The sequence below is a fragment of the Photobacterium sp. 1_MG-2023 genome, from assembly GCF_030547945.1.
Lineage (GTDB): Bacteria > Pseudomonadota > Gammaproteobacteria > Enterobacterales > Vibrionaceae > Photobacterium.
The window spans coordinates 47,718-66,856 of record NZ_JAUORR010000014.1 but is presented as its reverse complement, the minus strand read 5'-3'; the positions used below and the strand labels follow the sequence as shown (position 1 = coordinate 66,856).

Sequence of the window (19,139 nt, the reverse complement as noted above, 5' to 3'; positions counted from 1 at the left end):
TGCCAAAGTAAATCGAGGCAAGAAATCCATCATCAAAGGAACAGCAATCAATCAAAATTTACTCACTGGAAAAGTCATGTTCTTTTGACTCATTCTGTGGATCCTCGTCGTCTTCCGTATGCCAGTACACATAGACGGTTCCCAAAAAAATCAGGCTACAAAATACAATCCAGAAACGATGCATACTCAGATTCACTTTGATATAACTGAATTCGGGCGGAATTTTTTCCAGATGATAAATGAACACAACCAGGGTTTTCTCATCGGTAAGGAAAAAACTGACCGATGCCTGCATCGTCTGTTTGGAACCGTACAAATACTGAGTGACCAACTGCCGGATTCTCGTGTACAGCGCATTCGAGTGAACCAGTTGATTTTCTGAGAAATGGAACGCATTGGCCTGAAGTGCTTTCAGCGACAAGGGTTTTATATCAAATTTTCGTTCGCCAATATCAATGTTGATATAAGGCTGGGATAACACTTTTTCTTTTGCTGCAATCAGTTCAGATTCAAGGTCCACTTTCTGTTTTTCAACCTTGTCCTTCCCTCTCAACAGAGATTTGATCGTTCTGAAATCAAAACTTTCCCGACGCAGGTGCGCTGGAATGGTCTGCCAAACTTCGCTGAAGAGGTTCTCCGACAGTTGCTCAACCAAAAGCATATCAATTTCACTGGTGGCCCGTAACATGCCGGGACGATTTCCGGGAGAAAAATAAACCCCTTCAAATTGAATCGTATCTCCTGAATCAAAAGTGGATAACTGCTGAGGGTCAATCGTATTCAGGATCTGGTAATTTTCATGGAAATTAACAATGCGTGCATAATCCCGATAAACCGCAGACTGATAAAACCGATCTGTCATCAGAACCAAGACATAGCCCAACACAAACCAGATCAACATTCCCCAGCGCAGGTTTTTCTTGGTTTCTGCTGAAGACACATGAAGGGGCTGATGATTAACCGATTGAACTTGAATATGATATTCTGGCTGAAACACCACATGACCATGGACGGTATAATTCTGATCTTTTTTAAATTCAAAGTTCTTAGCGGTTATCGGAAAGCCATTGATTTCACCAGGGCTTGAAAATAAATAGCCATCCGTTCTTCCAACAGGACAAAACTTCCCATTCAACTCATAAATAACGTGCTGCGTGGTTATTTTTTTCGACACCCACAATAAAAAAATGATGCCAATTGCATTACACAAAAATAAGAAGTCCGGTGAGTCGTAGTATGTCATGACAGCGAATACAAGAATATTGAATAATACGACAACGCCTGAAAATAGAATCATCTCCAACAACCAAGGATGATTGTTCTTGATTTCTGGCAGAGAAAAATAGGCAAACAATGACTCGAGAATATCGAAATCATCTATTCGAGTCACGTAGAATTCATTTTTAAAAAATACACCTTCGATGTGAAACGGTTGCTTTTCAGCATAATCAAACGCTTCCGTTTCTTCGGCGGAAACAACGGTCGGAATTCCCGATTCAGGCCAGTACACAGAGTTCAACTTCAAATCATCCATATACACAGTTGAATACGTTTTGTGCAATGGTCCTTCAAGCGCAATCACTCGATTGTCCCTGAATTTTTGTTGATAAATTTTCTTCAACAGTTTCATCTGCTGAGTAGACAAATGAACTTTGTGCCTTTTTCTTGCGAGTTTTGAAATCCTTTTCTGCTTTTCACATCCATCCATGACCAACCCAGCGATCATGGCCACAAACAGGTACACAGACCCAATAATGAATAAAATCAGTAATATCATAGCAACGGAGGGATCATCCGAACACAGAGAGACGCCTTTCTAAAGCGACTATCAGAACCAAAAAATGAAATCAGTTGTCTATTTATTTCTCCTTTTATTGCGGTATTTTTTCCATCTCATCACAATACGGCGATGTTTGGGCTGCCAAAGCTTGAATATCATCTGGCACTGTATATTCGTTCAAATCATCAAAAATATCTTTCTTACCGCTCGAAATAAATCCATATGGAAAGAATATATTCAATTTTTCAATGATATCCTTTTTCTTTCTTTTCGGACAAAATATATTTATTGAAAAAAATTTATATTTTTTAATTCTATTTCATCTTCATCAACTTCTTGAAAACTGGAGTAGCGGTGAAATAAAACAAACCAGTCTCTGGGTTCATCAGAGTCATCATGCTCCCTCAAAAAGAAAATATCATGAATATGACTGATTCGCTGTGACAGCAGGTACTTATCTAAATTTGTTTGGCTTAATAACAGCCAAGTCACCCCAAGGCCACCAAATCCGACTAATGCAGAAGCACCAATGATAAAAACGGCAGGAATCATGAAGATCGCGGTAGTAATCAGCATGATTTTTAATATTTTATTGCCAATTTTAGATGCGTAAACATGATCTTCAGAAATCAACCGTCTGCTTTCTCAAAAGTTAGAAAATTTTCTCATTTTTTGAAGCGGGGAATCAGAACCTTGGGAGTAAGGTGGGGATGTTTCTGTGGTTCGGAAAGCCAAACAGGGCGCGCTGCGCCCTATTTACATTGTAAATTTGCTTACTTTTTCACAGTCAGTCCTTCATGTGCCAGCAACCATTGTTTTTTATCCAGCCCCCCGGCATAGCCGGTCAGTGTGCCTGAACTGCCGATGATCCGGTGGCAAGGCACCACAATTGGAATCGGGTTTCTGCCATTCGCTGCGCCCACAGCCCGGACGGCTTTCGGACGCGCAATGCGTGAGGCAATGTCGGCGTAAGAGCAAGTCACCCCAAATGGCACGGCAGTCAGGGTTTGCCAAACTTCCTGCTGAAAATCAGTGCCAGGCATGTTCAACGGCAAGTCGAACGTTGTTCGCTGACCTGCAAAGTATTCTGTGAGCTGCTGAACCCCGGCTTGGGTGATTGCATTATCCATATCCTCTGGCTTTTCTGTGGCATCAAATTCAATGGTGAGAATTGCCGATTCATCCGCAACAACCGCCAGCCAGCCGATCGGGGTATCAACCAACTGCCGGAATCGCGGGGATGCAATTGACGTTTGAGACTTCATAACATGCTCCATAAATACAAAGTGAGATAACTGCGCCAAGGGGCGGCGGCTGTTTCTTCGACCGGATGTTCCCATTGTGCCAGCGCTTTTTTCACCCCCAAATCTCCCGACAGAAAAATATCCGGGTCGCTCAAGCCACGCATCCGCATATAGTGAAGTGTCCAGGGGCCAATACCCGGCAGGGCCAACACTTCTTTTTCCGGCGCGTCCAAACCTGCAGGATGCGACTGCGCAAAGCGGGCAAAGTGCTGTAAGGTTTCACGCCGCTTCTGTGGCATGCCGAGTTGCTGCAAATCTGCCGCCAGCACCTGCTGTGGCGAGGGGAAAAACAATTGCGTTTCACCACTGTCCGGGTTCAGTTTCACCAGTTTTTCGACCAGGTTTCGGGCCGCTTTGACAGAAACCTGCTGACCCAGAATCGCACGAATCCCGGCTTCAAACGGGCTCCAGATCCCGGGCAACCGGATGCCAGACTGAACCTCTGATGTGCCGGTTGATGCCATCGCCCGCCGAATTGCATCTGCGATCCGATCGCTGTCTGCATCCAGATCCAGACAACGCCGGATGTTTTGAATCACCGGGATCAGACCACTCAACTGATCCATCTGAATCGTCACGTCGAAACAACATTTTTCCGGGCGGTGCGTAGCCGTAAATTCCCCCTGATAATGTTGTTCCGGCGTCCCGGCGCGCGAAGAAAATGTCCGGCCATAGCTATTTTCCTGCTGCCATTCCAGACCGGGAATTAATCTGGCGGCATAAAAGCCATGCACCTGTTTCCAGTCATAAGGGGGGCGATACGCAAGCTGAAGCTGAATCCCCTGCCCCAGTGGCTGATCAGCTTTTCCTTGCTTACGCAGTTGCGAGGGCGACAGATTGAACTGTTTCTGAAAACAGTCATTGAACCGACGGACGCTGTGAAAGCCACTCGCATAAGCGATTTGCGTGATCGGCAGTTGAGTTTCATGAAGGAGTTTTTTCGCCATCAGGCATTGCTGATACAGGCTGTATGCTTTCGGCGAAAGGCCCGTGGCATCGGTGACTAACTGACGCAGGTAACGATCCGTGACGCCCAGACGTTCCGCCAGATTTTCCAGAGACTGATGCATGAGCGTGCCCTCATCCAGCAATCTCAGGGCACGTTTCACTGTCGCCCCTGTGCCCATCCAGGCCGGGGAACCCGGCGCACTGTCCGGACGACACCGCAGGCAAGGACGATAACCGGCCTGAGCGGCTTCAATGGCGGTTGGAAAATATTCCACATTGGTTTCTTTCGGCGCGGGTGCAGGGCAAATCGACCGGCAATAAATCCCGGTGGTTTTCACTGCCGTAAAGAATAATCCATCGTAACGCGGGTCTTTTGCCAGCCTTGCCTGCTGACACTGGGTGGGTGATAAATCCATACACTGAGCCTGTCAAAGTCCATCTGCACGCCATTGCTTGTTGGCGTGACTTCATTCATGTGCTCAGTGTACGCTGCTGACCAGTGAAAACTAGCCAGAATCGGAACTCAATCCAAGGAAAACAGTCAGCTTAGTTTTACCGCTGTTCCATACACCAGAATTTCAGAAGCACCCTGCATGATGGTGCTGGTGGTAAAACGCAGATTCACAATCGCATCCGCTCCCATATGCTCTGCTTCCGCAATGGCCCGGTGCATGGCTTCTTCTCTGGCTTCCACCAGCATTTGGGTGTAACCGCGGATCTCTCCGCCAAAGATGGACTTGAATCCAGCCATGATATCGCGGCCAACATGTTTGGATTGCACGACGCTGCCGCTCACAGTCCCCAGCACTTCCCGAATCGGACGATGCGCGACGTCCGGTGTCGTTACACAAAGCATAAACAGTCCCCTAATCTCTCAAGCGCGGCACCTGTGTGCCGCCCTGAATGTTTATGATTATCAGTCTGTTGAATTATAGTTCTTCATCCAGATATTCAAGAAACCGCTGCCAGGATTTACGGTCAGCATCTTCACGATACCGGTCGGAGCCAAACACAGTGAATGCATGGGGTGCACCACTGTAGACAATCATTTCATTTTCAATCCCGGCTTGTTCAAGAGACTGGTTCAGACTGACAAAATCCGACATCGGCACTGCGGTATCAGCAGCCCCGTGAAAGACCAGCACATTCCCTTGCGTCTTGCTGTAGTTTTGCCCGGCCGGTGTATCCAACCCACCGTGGAAAGACACAAAGCCTTTCATGTCCGCCCCGGATCGGGCAAGCTCCAGCACGGCAGCTCCGCCAAAGCAATACCCCATGGCAACGGCATCGGACACATTCCCGCCCAGACGCTTCGCCTCCGCGATGGCCCCTTGCATCAGCTTGCGCATCTTCTCCCGGTTCTGATAGAGCTCACCCGTCAGTTTTTTTCTGTCTTCAACTTTGTCCGGCCTGATGCCTTTGCCAAACAGGTCCACCGCAAAAACCGAGAAGCCCTTATCCGCCAGCATCTGAGCCCTTTTGACCTCGTAGTCAGTCAAGCCATCCCAGTCGTGAATCATCAGCACCAGCGGTGCATTATTTTTCGGTGAGATAAAGTACCCTTCATAAGCCGCACCATCGACCTGATACTGAACAGCTTTTCCTTCAGCCGCCATGCCCGGTATTGAAATCATCCCGGCCAGCACTGTCATCGCAAATCCCGTTTTTGCCATTTTCATGAATATTTCCCCATCTGATTGAAAAACGACAGATCTCAAGTGTAGGACAGCCATCAAAACCGGTGTTTTTTTAACCACTGAAGAAATCGACGCCCTTAAAGTTACCCACCGTTTTTGTGGATAAACTTATTTACTCTTTCCAAAACAGTCGTTTAAAAAATGCAAACAGCATTAAGACCAATTTCGCATTTCAGTTTTCGATTGTCGAAATCTTCACCACATCGATTTTTCATCAAACGTCGTCTAAAATAAAAATTCATAAGTAATTGATTTATAAAGATTTAAAGTGGCTTTGTGTAGCGCGCCGCACACAGCAGTCTGTGAAAACGACTCCGCCTGTTTTGAAAAAACCATGGTTCAGGTTCAGCAATTTCAGGCTTTTCTGTCATCCAGCGCGATTGGAAAGGTGCCGGAAGGATTCATCACACTTCACGCAAACACCCGTTCTGCTTCAACTGAAGCCGGAAACAACAATGCTGTCTGTGACAACAGACAAGATCATGTCTTCAGACAAATCTCACACTCTTTTGTAAAAACAAGACTAATCTTGATCTAAATTCACGACACAACAAGGAGTTGGACATGGGCAGTTTTGAGCTGAAAAAAGCAAAAAATGATCAGATTTACTTTGTTCTGAAAGCCGCAAATGGCGAGGTTATCCTTAAAAGTGAGATGTATACCACCAAGGCTGCCGCACAAAACGGAATCAAGTCCGTTCAGACCAATTCCCCGGATGCCGGACTGTACGACCTGAAAGAAGCCGCAAACGGCCAATTCCACTTCAATCTGAAAGCCAAAAACCACCAAATCATTGGCAGCAGTGAAATGTATCAATCGAAATCAGGAGCAGAAAATGGGATCAAGTCGGTGCAGAAAAACGGGCCGACCGACAAGATTAAAGATCTGACTGTCTGAGCGCACATAACCAATCCGGTGCATTTTCCCTGACTGACTCGTCAGGGAAAATGTCTATTCCTGCAAATTTGGAATCAATCTTTTTCATTCATTCTCTATTTGCCATGCCAACGAAGCGTTAACATCATTCCAACAATTCACAATCGAGTCAGTCATGTGACCGCATGTTGTTCAGGGAGCGCCCATCGTGCAGATTCATCGCCTTTATCCTGCAAAACCACAAAAAGTCTACCTTTATGCGACCTGCCTGGTGGATCTGTTTGACCCGCAAGCCGGGCTGGATGCCATCACTCTGATTGAACGTGAAGGCATTGAAGTCATATATGTCCCCAAACAAACCTGTTGCGGACAGCCCGCCTACAGCAGTGGCTACAATGACGAAGCGCGTCAGGTTGCTTTGAGTCAGATGAATTTATTTCCGGAGCCCTGGCCGGTGATCGTCCTGTCCGGTTCCTGCGGTGGCATGATGCACCACCATTACCGGCGTCTGTTTCAAAACACGGCACGGGAGAAAGAGGTCGCGCAATTTTGTGACCGGGTGTTTGAACTGACCGAGTTTTTGGTCAAGGTGTGCCGGGTCCAGTGGCAGGACAGCGGGACATCGGCTTCCGTGGTGATGCATACCTCCTGCGCCGCGCGGCGTGAAATGCAGGTTCACCTCACTGCGGGCGCGTTGCTGGCACAATTGCAACAAATCGAAGTCCGTCAACAGGCTTACGAAAGTGAGTGCTGCGGCTTCGGCGGGACTTTTTCCGTTCGTCATCCCCAAATCAGTCAGGCCATGGTAGAAGATAAGACCCGACATCTGAGCGACACGCATGCGGATCATCTTGTCAGTGCAGACTGGGGATGTCTGCTGAATATCAACGGCGCACTGTCCTATCAGGACAATCCGTTACAAGGGCAGCATCTGGCCAGTTTCCTGCTCAGCCGGACCGGTGGTGCCCATGAGTAAATATCAGCCGGAAAAGTTTCATCAACAGGCTGCTGATGCCTTAGCCGATCCGCAACTGCGTCAGAATTTTCGCGGCGCCATGGACTATCTGCAGGAGAAAAGACGCACTGCCTTTGCCGACCCGAAAGAAGAAGCTGACATCCGTGATTGTGCACAAGCCATTCGACAGCGCTGTTTAAGCCATCTGCCTGATTTGCTCGAAGAACTGGAAACGAACTGTACCGCCAATGGCATTCAGGTCCACTGGGCCGAAAATGCTGCCGATGCGAATGCGATTTTTCTCGCCATTGCTCAGGCCGCAGCTTCGCCTTCCGATCATCCGCTGCTGATGATCAAAGGCAAGTCCATGGTCAGTGAGGAAATCAATCTGAACCATGAAATGGCGAATCATGGGATCACCTGTCTGGAAAGTGACATGGGCGAATACATTATCCAACTGGATGGCGACACGCCCTCTCACATCATCATGCCGGCCATTCACAAAAATAAGCAGCAGGTCAGTGACACTTTCTCTGAGCATCTGCCCCACTTCACACCGACCACAGATGTCGACACGCTGATTCAGACCGGTCGCCAGCAACTGCGGGAAAAGTTTCGGACCGCGCAGATTGGTGTCTCCGGCGTCAATTTTGCCGTCGCCGAAACCGGCACGCTCTGTCTGGTAGAAAACGAAGGCAACGGCCGCATGTGTACAACCGTGCCTGACATTCACATCGCCATTACCGGCATCGAAAAAGTGGTGGCGTATCTCAGCGATGTCCCGCCGCTTTACAGTGCGCTGACCCGTTCGGCGACCGGGCAAGCAATTACAACGTATTTCAATATGATTTCCTCGCCAAGAAAACCGGGCGAGCTGGATGGCCCGAAAGCGGTGCACCTGATCTTGCTGGACAACGGACGGACTCAGGCCTATCAGGATGAAGAAACCCGGCAGACGCTGCAATGTATTCGCTGCGGCGCATGCATGAATCACTGCCCGGTGTATACCCGGATTGGCGGACATGCCTACGGAACCGTCTATCCCGGCCCCATCGGCAAAATTATCTCCCCTCATTTGCTCGGCCTCGCAGCAACGCAGGATTTAGTCACTGCGTCCACTTTATGTGGTGCCTGCGGCGAAGTATGTCCGGTGCGGATCCCGATCCCATCTCTGCTGCAGCGACTCCGGCACGAAGCAAAACAACCACCAGATTCTGGCCATGACCCCCTGAAAGGTCAGCAGGCGGCCGCCAGTACCTCAGAAGCCCTGATGATGAAAAGCTTTGCGCTGGCGGCCACCCATCCTGCTTTATATCACGCAGGCACCTGGGCTGCGGGGAAGGTCAATCAATGGATTCCGGACAAACTGGGCCACTGGACCCAATGCCGCACAGCGCCAAAACCCGCGACCAAGAGCTTACACCATCTAATGAAACGAAAACGCAAGGGAGCGTCATCATGAGTCAGGCCAGACATGCCATTCTGGCAAAACTGCGGGCAGGAAAAAAATCGGGGGAAACGGACAAGCCCACTCCCCTTTATTCCCCCTGGCTGGCACCTGACGAATCCACGCGTCTGGCGCGGTTTTGTACACAGCTCACCGCCAGCCACGCGCAGGTTCACCGGTGTAAAACAGCAGACCTGCAATCACAGGTACGTGACATTGTCACAAGCATGGCAACCCCCCGGATCGCCACAGGCACACAGGGAAAATATCTGACGGAAATTCGTGAAGGCTGTCAATCGGCAGACGTTGTGCCGTTTACGCAGCCGATTGAGCGCTGGAAGGAGACTTTATTCTCTGAAATCGATGTGGGTATCACACATACCCATGCGGCTATCGCAGACACGGGGACGCTGGTTCTCTGGCCGGATTCGAATGAGCCCCGGACTTTGTCTCTGGTGCCACCTTGCCATATTGCACTGGTGAACGCGTCTGACATTGCCGACAACTTTGCCAGTTTGATACAAGCGCAAGACTGGCACCAAAGGCTGCCGACCAATGTGGTGCTGATTTCCGGTCCGTCAAAAACAGCCGATATTCAGCAAACGCTGGCGTATGGTGCCCATGGTCCCCGGCAACTGATCGTCATCGTGCTGACTGATCGGTAAAAACAGCGGCTTCATCATGCATTTCCAGCCAGGCAGGCAAAAGAAAAGCCGCACGTTGCGTGCGGCTTGTTTTCGTTATTGCCTCAGTCTACCTACTCAGCACACTGATGGCCTTTCTAACGGGGGCTTCGCCACTCATTACGTTGAGTATGCCGGACTCGATAATCGTCAATATTTTTCAATCGAGCTATATGCTTTCTTGGCGAAGAAGTATCAATTTTTGTGATGTTGCTTTCCAAATTGTAACACTAAGTTTTCACGGGCTTAGTGCCTTTGCGGTTGTGCCCTCTGAAGCCGGATACAACCTTGAAGCATGGAAACCAAGAAAGTCGAAGAACAGCTTAATCCTCCAGAAGCTAGAGCATGAAACTCTCTCACTTCGCACACTTCACTATTACTATGGTATCAAATCCTGTATTTCGCAACTTTGTCGGCCGATTCTTTAGCTAAAAAAGATGCTTCAGGTCACAAAAGAGAAGCCCGCGTTCAGCCCTCCGTCACTCCGGATTGCTTTGCGACGAGATTCACAAGTCAGAATCATTTTGCAATCATTTCGTGTAAGATCCGTTCTTTTGACTATCCAATCAGTTGTGAGGAAACAGAGTGACACTTGGCAGAGCATTTATTCAAGTCCCAACCGCCCAGGCAGCATTAGCGCTTGCCATCACGGGCACCGGTCTTGCCTGGTCATTGTTCTACCCCGAAGTCGGGGGCCATATTCGCGCCATTTGCGCTTGGGTGGGCGCCTGCCTGCTGATACCGGTGATCATGAAATACCTGTTCAATCCGAGTCTGTTTCTCTGCGACCTGCGGCATCCCTTATATGGCAGTCTGATGGCGCCGATTTCGATGACCATGCTGGTGCTCGCGGATTATCTGGCCGGTATCCATCAGGCCAGCGCGAAACTGATCTGGTATCCGGCCCTGGGCCTGCATTTCACCATGATGGTGCTCTTTTTCAAATTTCAGTTAAACCAGTTCCGACTGATTCACTTGTATCCGAGCTGGTTTCTCTACCCGGTTGGCGCAATCAGTGGCACGCTGGCGGGCTCTCAGCTGGGATATGCTGAGTTTTCAATTTTTATGACCAACGCCTGCGTTGCGATTTACTTTTTCATGCTGCCCGTTGTGTTATACCGCCTGTGCTTTGCCGGAAGACTGCCCCGTGTGGCAAGACCGACACTCACCATCATGGCCGCGCCGGTGAACCTGTCTCTGACAGCTTACCTGACCAACCTGACGCAACCCGATCCAATTCTGACGGGCGCACTGGCCGGTATCGCAATCACCATGACGATCTTTGTTTACCTGTGCTACATCGATATCCTCAAATACCGATTCCAGCCTTCGATGGCGGCCATCACATTCCCGTCGGTCATCAGTGCAGTGGCGATGTACCGGCTCACAGAGTGGCTGCCGGCTGATCATGTACTGGCCAAGTATCTGAACCTGACCGGCGTATTTGAAATCACGGTCGCAACCTTGCTGGTTCTGTGGGTGGGTACCAACTATGCCATCCATTACTGGAACTGCTACATTCGCGAGCCGCTTCAGGCCAAATAGTAAACATCAAGGCTCTTTCGGGCCTTTTTCATTGAATTCATCTTTAAACCGTTGCGGATTGCGTTGAACCTGCCGCCGCTTGATCGAGCCGCCCAGACAGCCCTAACCACGATTTTGTGCCAGAGCGAGGCTGAAAGCGTCCGACTCTGGAATGAAACCTGGCAGCCACAGTTCAATGGCTGCCAGTGCCTCTGGGCATCTGACCTGTGTTCTCTGTCAGTCTCTTGACGTCTGGATTGGCATCGTCAGCGCGTCAATCACGGCTAAAGTGGCACACTCATGTGGATTGAATTCATCCTCAAGATGATATTTCTCCAGCGCCTCCCGGGTGTTATTCGCCTTCATCCCCCGGAAATCAAGTTCAAAGCCTTGTTCAAACAATTGCTTTTCTTCTTCCCGAAACGTTGGCGCATTCACATCAACCAAAGTCACACACTCACCTTTGATATAAATATGATAAGTATTCATCCTTTTTCCTTTTTCATGATCATTTTTTCTATCCGGCATTCCAAACCAATCAATGGAGAGCACTGGATTCTCTACAAAGAGTGTACCGACGATATAAATTTTCCCCCGGAATTTTCTGAAGGATTCAGATTCCCCCGATGTAAGCATTAAAATATTTCGAATGGGTATATTGAATTTGCAGCAGAGACTTCATCGGTCCAACCTGTGTTGACTCAACCAATAAACGGGAGGGTTTTCCGTTGAAAGAGGAAATAAGATAAGTTTGCATCGTTTACTCAACTTTCCGTGACAGAGAATAAAATTAAAAAAGTGTCTGGGCTATTCACGAAAATATTAAGATCAGCAAGACTGTAATCTATACGAGATATTTTCAAAATAGAAATAAAATAAATAAATTTATTAATAATATTGCGATTCACTTCACGGTGGATTGAAAGTGCCCTGAGCATTCAGGGCACAAAGAAAAACATGGCTGCCATTTACGACGAAACAACGACCCGACCATTCAGGGGTTGAACTGGCCGGTTATTACTGTGACCCAATAATTTTTGGAAGGTTGCCACCTGCGCAGACGAAATAGTTTGCGGTTGTTTCATCACCATCCAGCGAACGCCCTCCGTACACGGTGGTGTAGTTAAAGAACCACTGAAGCGATAGTAATCCTGCTGCGCCGGCAGGATTTGGCTTGCATCCACAGGCTGCGACAATGCGACCGTTTCACCCACCGTGCGGGACAGCTGTGACCAGATCGTGGCGAGCATCTGATTTTCTGAGCCCTCCTGAAACATCACGGCAATCACAGCCAGATTGCCTTGTTCATCGGCATGTACGAAATGACCTTCCAGCGGGAAAGAGCGCCCATGAATTTGATTTTCACTCGGGGTGTGAAAGTGAAATTGTTTTAATTCAAATTGCTGCCCATCTAAAGTGATATAACTGCCCGGCGCATAATTCACCTGAACCGTATGGCCGTTATAAATCACGCTGGCTTTAGAGGACTGGTAATGCAGCGACAATGGGCTCAGTTTTCCTTCAACCGTCGCTGTTAAATCAATCGGCGACTGATTTTTCCCGGTGTCGCAAGTGCTGTAATCTCCGCTTAAGGCAGCCCAGTGTTCCGGCCCTTGATTTCCCTCATAACCCCATTCAGATTCTGAAGCGTGGGCAACCATCGCTCCCTGTAACCCAAAAACGATGCCAATCACTTGAATCAGTTGTTTCTTTTCCATACTGAACCTTTTGAATAAACCTCAAAGTAAAAAACAGCCTCACCCACAAACATTCACTGAATATTTGAAATAAGACTGAACAATCGATAAAACGAATTCATCCTAATCAGAGCCGCGCTATCAAATCATTCAATGAATTGTTAGTTTTTGTCCGACATCAAAGAAAAATATGTAACTATTTTTTTTCATCATCAATTTTTGCAAAACGCTGACAAACACCAATCGACATTGAATTCAAAAAGAATGATCAATCGACTTTGTATCAATTTTATTTTTGAGTTTTATTCAAGCCAGAATATTCTGAATCTTATCGTGCAGACAGATGTCACTCTCGCCCGCCGATCTGTTCGTCTAACATAAAGTCTCCTGGGTCGTCTCATCTCACAGTTCACTGTCCCTTTAGGGACATGTGCAGCGCCTCTTATGGAAGTGTGCGATCACCTGCATCGCTTTCGTCGCTGCCAGCAGGAACTGTATCACCAGTTTTGGCTTTATCAGAATCAAGAGCAACATAACCAACTGACAATGCCTGAAAAGGCCTCAGGGGAGACGTAGGTGACACCGACTGTCAAACGCTACCCCCCCACAACCCAGTGCAATTTCATGCCAGTCATCAATCCACCAGCTCGACGCCGAGGCTTTCGAGCAGGTTCAGGGCTTCGAAGCGGGAGAATTTCGCACCTTCAACCTGATTTTCCAGTAGATGAATATGGTACTGGGTCGATTCGGTGAGATCGGCACCACGCAGGTCGGTGCGCATAAAAAGGCTGTGGGTAAAATCACAGAAGGTCATTTTCGCTGCTTTGAAGTCGCCTTCTCTGAAGTCAACATCGTGCAGTTTACATTCGGTCAGTTCCAGTTCATTCAGCGTCAGTCCGAAAAAAGACGCATCATTCAGGATTGAGTTTCTGAATCGCAGCTCATGGTCCACATTAAACGATGGCCAGTGCGCCTGCGTCCAGTCGACCCCCACCAGTTTGGATTCAACAAAGGTGACATCAAAAAAGCGGGATTGCGGGATCCGGATTAAACTCAGGTTACAGCGATGAAAATAGCAGTTAATAAACTTACAGTACTTCAGGGTCGATTCAGAGAAATTACAGTCCGTGAATTCGCAATCTTCAAATTCAATCTCAGTCAACTCTGAAAAGGATAATGAAAGCTTTTCAAACGTTTCATCAAAATATTGCTGATAATCCTCAATTTCCCGCACAATACTGTCTCATTGAATGAACTGACAAGCCGCCAGTTTAGCACTTTTACGAATCCGGTACAGCGGAGCTTTCTCTGAGTCCCAAAAGCGAAAGTATCAAAAAAACCTGCCCTAAATCTATCTCGCAGCAGGCTTGATCAACTCAGGAATACCGGAAAACATTAACGGTAACTGATGGCATATAATCGGCAATATTTCCCTTCAGACCCTGACCAAAGTTCGTCAGCTAGCCCGTAAGCTTCGATAGAAGATTTTGCATGGTATGCCGCAATTGCCATCGACAAATTCGCTTCAAAACCAGGATCGGTTTTCCGCAGCCAGTATCCGTTTGGACAGGCAGTGGTTTCTGGTTCTGCCAGCGTAAAATACACATCTCCGCCACCATATTCAGAGTACGAGTGAAGTACCTTGATTGTTGAAACCCCTGAACCGACAAAGTTCATATTCACTGCATTTGCAGACATCGATACGAATCCTGCAAGTAAAACCAATAACAGTCTCATTTCATCTCCTTTTTTGACTCGTGTGTTTTCAAAGTCCGGGATTATAGCTGAATCAGATTGATTTCAATCAGTTATCTCGTCTGAAAGTGCAGGTCTCAATCGCATGTTCAAAAAAAGCCCACCCGACGAAACCGGGTGAGCTGGCCATTCCGATGAAGCGCCTCCGCTAGATCACGATGCGCTGCTCCGTGGTCGCATCGAAGAAGACCGCTTTTGAGAGATCGACAGACAATGGCAGCGTTTCCCCAGCTTTTGCCTCAAAATCCGGTGAGATACGGCACGCCACTTCCTGACCATTCAATGTCACCATGGCAATGGTGTCCGGCCCGGTCGGTTCGAGCACATCAATCGTCAGCGGCAGACGGGCCATGAGCTCGCTCTCAACCGCCTGCTCCGTGATGTTTTCCGGACGCAGACCAATCACGATCGATTGTCCGTCCCGCTCGCGCAGAGACGCCGGTAAGGGTAAAGCATGTGACTGCTCACCAACCCTGACGACTGCGACAGGCTGATTCTGCCCATCCAGATCAACCGTGGCATGAATGAAGTTCATGGATGGCGAGCCCATAAAACCGGCAACGAACATATTGCTGGGCTGGTTATAGATTTCTTTGGGCGACCCCAGTTGCTGCAGTTCACCGTCTTTCATCACCGCGATGCGATCAGCGAGCGTCATGGCTTCAATCTGATCATGAGTGACATAAACAATGGTGGTGCCCAATTGCTGATGCAGCCGTTTGATTTGTGTGCGCATTTCAACCCGCAGTTTGGCATCCAGATTCGACAGCGGTTCATCGAACAGATACAGCTTAGGCTGCCGAGCCAGCGCACGCCCCATCGCCACACGCTGACGCTGCCCACCGGACAACTGGGCGGGTTTGCGATCCAGCAGATGATCGATTTGCAGCATCGCTGCCACACGGTCCACTTCCTGCGCAATGTTAGCTTTTTCCATTTTGCGGATTTTCAGACCGAACGCGATATTGTCGCGGACTGTCATGTTCGGATAAAGCGCATACGACTGGAACACCATGGCGATGTCCCGATCTTTCGGGGCCACCTGTGCCACATCCACACCATCAATCAGAATCTCGCCGGCGGTGATATCTTCCAGACCCGCAATCGTGTTCATGAGTGTTGATTTACCACATCCGGAAGGTCCCACCAGGATCAGAAATTCTCCGGAGTCGATGCTGATATCAATTCCTTTCAGCGTCTCGATGTCAGCGTTGCGGTAGGTTTTACGAATATGTTTGAGAGCGAGTGTTGCCATGCTGATTATCCTTTCACTGATCCCGCGGTGAGACCGCGTACAAAATATTTCCCGGCCAACACATACACCAGCAGCGTTGGCAGTGCTGCAATAATGGCTGCGGCCATATCCACGTTATATTCCTTCACCCCGGTACTGGTGTTCACCAGATTATTCAGGGCCACAGTAATCGGCTGGGTTTCAGCCCCGGAATACACCACACCGAAGAGAAAATCGTTCCAGATGGCGGTGAACTGCCAGATCACGGTCACCATGATGATGGGCGTGGATAAAGGCAGCAGAATCCGGAAGAAAATCGTGAAAAATCCCGCGCCATCGAGTTTCGCGGCTTTGACCAGTTCATCCGGCACGCCCACATAAAAGTTTCGGAAAAACAACGTCGTAAATGCCAGACCGTAGATCACATGGACCGTCACCAGACCGGCTGTAGTATTGGCTAATCCCAGTTTCCCGAGCAGTGCCGCCATCGGCAGCAGAATCACCTGAAACGGAATAAAACAGCCAAAGAGCAGTAAGCTGAAAAATAACTGAGAACCGCGAAACTGCCATTTACTGATCACGTAACCGTTGAACGCCCCCAGCAAGGTTGAAATCGCAACCGCTGGAATCACCATCCGGAACGAGTTCCAGAAGTAACCTTTAATCCCATCACAGCTGACACCGGTACAGGCTTCAGACCAGGCCTTTTGCCACGCATAACCCACCCATTCCTGTGGCAGCGACATCAGGTTACCGCTTTTGATATCCGGCAAGGTTTTGAATGACGTGATCACCATGACAAAGAGCGGCATCAGGTACACCACACAAAAGAAGAGCAGTCCGCTGTAGATGGCCAGACGACCGAAGGTGAAATGCTGATTCATGACTGCTTCTCCCGCAATTCCGAGTAAAGATACGGCACCAGAATCGCCAGAACGCCTGCCAGCATCATCATGGCGCTGGCCGCACCAAGACCTAACTGACCCCGGGTAAATGAATGGGCATACATAAAGAGTGCCGGTAAGTCTGAGGAGTAACCCGGTCCCCCCGCTGTCAGCGCCGTCACCAGATCAAAACTCTTGATGGCAATATGCGAGGTGATAATCACTGCACTGAAAAAGACCGGGCGCAGGCAAGGCAGAATAATTTTCCAGTAAATGGCCGGCATGCTGGCACCATCCATCTGTGCCGCCTTGATGATAGAGGAATCAATGCCTCTTAATCCTGCCAGAAACATCGCCATCACAAAGCCGGAAGATTGCCAGACCGCAGCAATCACCACGGTATAAATCGCCATGTCCTGACTGACCAGCCAGTTAAACTGAAAGTCCGTAAATCCCCAGTCATGCATCAGTTTTTCAATCCCCAGACCGGGATTTAAAATCCATTTCCAGGCCGTCCCCGTCACAATGAAAGACAAGGCCATCGGATACAGATAAATCGTGCGGATCGCGCCTTCCTGACGAATGTTCTGATCGAGCAAAATCGCCAGCGCAACACCCAGCACAATCGCGATCAGCATAAACATGAGCCCGAAAATGCCCAGATTGGTGACAGAAGTCATCCACCGGTCATTGTCCAGCAATTTTTCATACTGCAGTAACCCTGCAAAGTTAAAACTTGGCAGAAAACGGGAATTCGTCAGCGACAAATAAAAAGTCCAGAGCATAAAGCCATATATGCAGACCACAGTCACCAGCATGGTTGGTGCCATGACGATCTTCGGCAGCCATCGCTGTAATCGGTCAGCCATGGTTGGACGGGTCGCTTTCTGCTTGAACAGCGACAAAGTGTGCTCCATAGTGCGTCCTTGAAATCAATTCAATTTCTTTCGGGTGATCTCTGGCCGCTGCAAGTCGCAGCACGATTGCTGAACGGTGAGATCCATGAAATGCGAATGAAGGTCTGTTGACCAGAAAACAGCGGGCCAGTCTCCGGCCCGCTCAAAGATTAAAGGGCAGCTTTCACCGCACGCGCCAGCTGTTGCGCGGCTTGTTTCGGATCAGCTGAGCGATCATTGAAGAAGTTCGTGACCACATCAAAAATCGCCCCCTGAACATAGCTGGTCGTTGCCAGACCGTGCGCCATACTCGGGACCAGATCGCCGGTTTTCGCAGAGGCTTTGAACGTGCTCATGGAATCCAGTGCACATTGGTCGAACTTGTCCATATTCATGTCCAGACGAACAGGAATAGACCCTTTGTTCAGGTTAAACACTTCCTGGAAATCTTTATCCAGAATGGTTTTCGCGAGATGTTTCTGCGCGACCTGGTTGTCCTGATTGCTCAGTTTGAAGAAGGCAAAACTGTCAATATTGAACGTAAACTGATTCGCTGTGCCCGGTGCCGGGGCGCAAATGTAGTCTTGACCCGGTGTTTTACCGGCAGCAGCAAACTCGCCTTTCGCCCAGTCGCCCATAATCTGCATCGCGGCTTCCCCATTGATCACCATATTGGTCGCAATGTTCCAGTCGCGGCCCGGAGAGTTCTCGTCGATGTAATTGTGTATCCGCTGGAAGGTTGCAAAGGTTTCAACCATCTTCGGGCCCGACAGTACCTTCATATCTAAATCGACAAAAGCTTTGTTGTAGTCTTCAGAACCCAGTACATCCAGCGCCACAGCTTCAAACAGGGTTGCGTCCTGCCATGGCTGCCCGCCGTGTGCCAGCGGAATCAAGCCCGCGGCTTTGATCTTATCTGCTGCAGCGAAGAATTCTTTCATATTCGTCGGCACTGAGGTGCCTGCTTTCTTGAATACGTCTGGGTTTGCCCACAGCCAGTTCACCCGGTGAACGTTCACCGGTACGGCGACATAGTCCCCGTCATATTTCATAACTTTGGTGACCACAGACGGCAGAATGTCATCCCAGTGACCCGCTTTTGCCACATCATCCAGCGAGGTCAGAAAACCCAGATCACCCCACTCCTGAATATCATGGCCTTTGATCTGTGCCGCAGAAGGCGGATTCCCGGAAACTGCGCGGGTTTTCAAAACCGTCATCGCACTTTCACCACCCCCTCCGGCAACGGCGAAATCTTTCCAGCTGTCGCCCTGGTTTTCGAGCATTTGCTTCAGCACAGCGGCCGATTTTGCTTCACCACCGGAAGTCCACCAGTGCAGGACTTCAACTTCACCGGCATGCGCCACAGACGTCGCAGCGGCAAACGTAATTGCAAGCAGTGATTTTTTAAACACAGATTGTTTCTGAGCAGAGGTACGTTGCTTTTTCATGTTGAACT

General features: G+C 49.0%; 19 protein-coding genes. 5 read left to right on the top strand and 14 right to left on the bottom strand.

The genetic code is table 11. The annotated features are described in order from the left end of the window. Positions 1 to 58: 58 nt before the first annotated feature. The 6 genes from Q4579_RS13550 to Q4579_RS13525 form a co-directional block, all read right to left on the bottom strand. The gene (locus Q4579_RS13550) at positions 59 to 1,777 is read right to left on the bottom strand and encodes a hypothetical protein (protein ID WP_303564971.1); all 1,719 of its coding nucleotides are present in this window, start codon (positions 1,775 to 1,777) and stop codon (positions 59 to 61) included. A gap of 288 nt (positions 1,778 to 2,065) precedes the next feature. After that, the gene (locus tag Q4579_RS13545; RefSeq protein ID WP_303564970.1) at positions 2,066 to 2,413 is read right to left on the bottom strand and encodes a hypothetical protein; all 348 of its coding nucleotides are present in this window, start codon (positions 2,411 to 2,413) and stop codon (positions 2,066 to 2,068) included. 140 nt (positions 2,414 to 2,553) lie between these two features. Beyond that, positions 2,554 to 3,045, bottom strand: coding sequence for a methylated-DNA--[protein]-cysteine S-methyltransferase (locus tag Q4579_RS13540; protein WP_303564969.1), 492 nt, complete (start codon positions 3,043 to 3,045; stop codon positions 2,554 to 2,556). Next, positions 3,042 to 4,448: a DNA-3-methyladenine glycosylase 2 family protein gene (locus Q4579_RS13535; protein ID WP_303564968.1), complete on the bottom strand. Its 1,407-nt coding sequence runs from the start codon at positions 4,446 to 4,448 to the stop codon at positions 3,042 to 3,044. Before Q4579_RS13535 ends, Q4579_RS13540 begins: the two co-directional genes overlap by 4 nt. Before the next feature lie 125 nt (positions 4,449 to 4,573). Then, the gene (locus tag Q4579_RS13530) at positions 4,574 to 4,888 is read right to left on the bottom strand and encodes a YbjQ family protein (protein ID WP_211651228.1); all 315 of its coding nucleotides are present in this window, start codon (positions 4,886 to 4,888) and stop codon (positions 4,574 to 4,576) included. Positions 4,889 to 4,961: 73 nt separating this feature from the next. Further along, on the bottom strand, positions 4,962 to 5,666 hold the full coding sequence (locus Q4579_RS13525) for a dienelactone hydrolase family protein (protein ID WP_303565048.1): 705 nt from the start codon (positions 5,664 to 5,666) through the stop codon (positions 4,962 to 4,964). 627 nt (positions 5,667 to 6,293) lie between these two features. Between Q4579_RS13525 and Q4579_RS13520 the strand changes: the two genes are divergently transcribed. The 5 genes from Q4579_RS13520 to Q4579_RS13500 all read left to right on the top strand — a co-directional run bounded on the left by Q4579_RS13520 (position 6,294) and on the right by Q4579_RS13500 (position 11,235). Further along, positions 6,294 to 6,626, top strand: coding sequence for a YegP family protein (locus Q4579_RS13520; protein ID WP_303564966.1), 333 nt, complete (start codon positions 6,294 to 6,296; stop codon positions 6,624 to 6,626). Positions 6,627 to 6,813: 187 nt separating this feature from the next. Continuing rightward, positions 6,814 to 7,581 (top strand): (Fe-S)-binding protein, encoded by a 768-nt coding sequence (locus Q4579_RS13515; RefSeq protein ID WP_303564964.1) that lies wholly within the window; start codon positions 6,814 to 6,816, stop codon positions 7,579 to 7,581. Further along, on the top strand, positions 7,574 to 9,022 hold the full coding sequence (locus Q4579_RS13510) for a LutB/LldF family L-lactate oxidation iron-sulfur protein (protein ID WP_303564963.1): 1,449 nt from the start codon (positions 7,574 to 7,576) through the stop codon (positions 9,020 to 9,022). The genes Q4579_RS13515 and Q4579_RS13510 overlap by 8 nt, the downstream gene beginning before the upstream one ends. Next, positions 9,019 to 9,672: a lactate utilization protein gene (locus Q4579_RS13505; RefSeq protein ID WP_303564962.1), complete on the top strand. Its 654-nt coding sequence runs from the start codon at positions 9,019 to 9,021 to the stop codon at positions 9,670 to 9,672. The genes Q4579_RS13510 and Q4579_RS13505 overlap by 4 nt, the downstream gene beginning before the upstream one ends. A 603-nt stretch (positions 9,673 to 10,275) precedes the next feature. Continuing rightward, on the top strand, positions 10,276 to 11,235 hold the full coding sequence (locus Q4579_RS13500; RefSeq protein WP_303564960.1) for a TDT family transporter: 960 nt from the start codon (positions 10,276 to 10,278) through the stop codon (positions 11,233 to 11,235). A 216-nt stretch (positions 11,236 to 11,451) separates the two neighbouring features. Here Q4579_RS13500 and Q4579_RS13495 read toward each other — a convergent pair whose 3' ends face one another. From Q4579_RS13495 to Q4579_RS13460, 8 genes are all read right to left on the bottom strand, one after another. Beyond that, positions 11,452 to 11,703, bottom strand: a complete 252-nt coding sequence (locus tag Q4579_RS13495) for a hypothetical protein (protein ID WP_303564959.1) — start codon at positions 11,701 to 11,703, stop codon at positions 11,452 to 11,454. A gap of 479 nt (positions 11,704 to 12,182) precedes the next feature. Next, positions 12,183 to 12,875 carry a carbonic anhydrase gene (locus Q4579_RS13490; protein ID WP_303565046.1) on the bottom strand — a complete coding sequence of 231 codons (693 nt, stop codon included), beginning with the start codon at positions 12,873 to 12,875 and terminating at the stop codon, positions 12,183 to 12,185. Between the two features lie 670 nt (positions 12,876 to 13,545). After that, positions 13,546 to 14,145 carry a pentapeptide repeat-containing protein gene (locus Q4579_RS13485; protein ID WP_303564958.1) on the bottom strand — a complete coding sequence of 200 codons (600 nt, stop codon included), beginning with the start codon at positions 14,143 to 14,145 and terminating at the stop codon, positions 13,546 to 13,548. Between the two features lie 161 nt (positions 14,146 to 14,306). Further along, positions 14,307 to 14,648 carry a hypothetical protein gene (locus tag Q4579_RS13480; protein ID WP_303564957.1) on the bottom strand — a complete coding sequence of 114 codons (342 nt, stop codon included), beginning with the start codon at positions 14,646 to 14,648 and terminating at the stop codon, positions 14,307 to 14,309. A 166-nt stretch (positions 14,649 to 14,814) separates the two neighbouring features. Further along, positions 14,815 to 15,921, bottom strand: coding sequence for an ABC transporter ATP-binding protein (locus Q4579_RS13475; RefSeq protein ID WP_303564955.1), 1,107 nt, complete (start codon positions 15,919 to 15,921; stop codon positions 14,815 to 14,817). A 5-nt stretch (positions 15,922 to 15,926) separates the two neighbouring features. Next, positions 15,927 to 16,784, bottom strand: a complete 858-nt coding sequence (locus Q4579_RS13470; RefSeq protein ID WP_303564953.1) for a carbohydrate ABC transporter permease — start codon at positions 16,782 to 16,784, stop codon at positions 15,927 to 15,929. Next, positions 16,781 to 17,701, bottom strand: coding sequence for a carbohydrate ABC transporter permease (locus tag Q4579_RS13465; protein WP_303564952.1), 921 nt, complete (start codon positions 17,699 to 17,701; stop codon positions 16,781 to 16,783). The genes Q4579_RS13470 and Q4579_RS13465 overlap by 4 nt, the downstream gene beginning before the upstream one ends. 149 nt (positions 17,702 to 17,850) lie before the next feature. Continuing rightward, entirely contained in the window at positions 17,851 to 19,131 is a 1,281-nt protein-coding gene (locus Q4579_RS13460) for an ABC transporter substrate-binding protein (RefSeq protein WP_303564951.1), read from the bottom strand. Positions 19,132 to 19,139 lie beyond the last annotated feature (8 nt).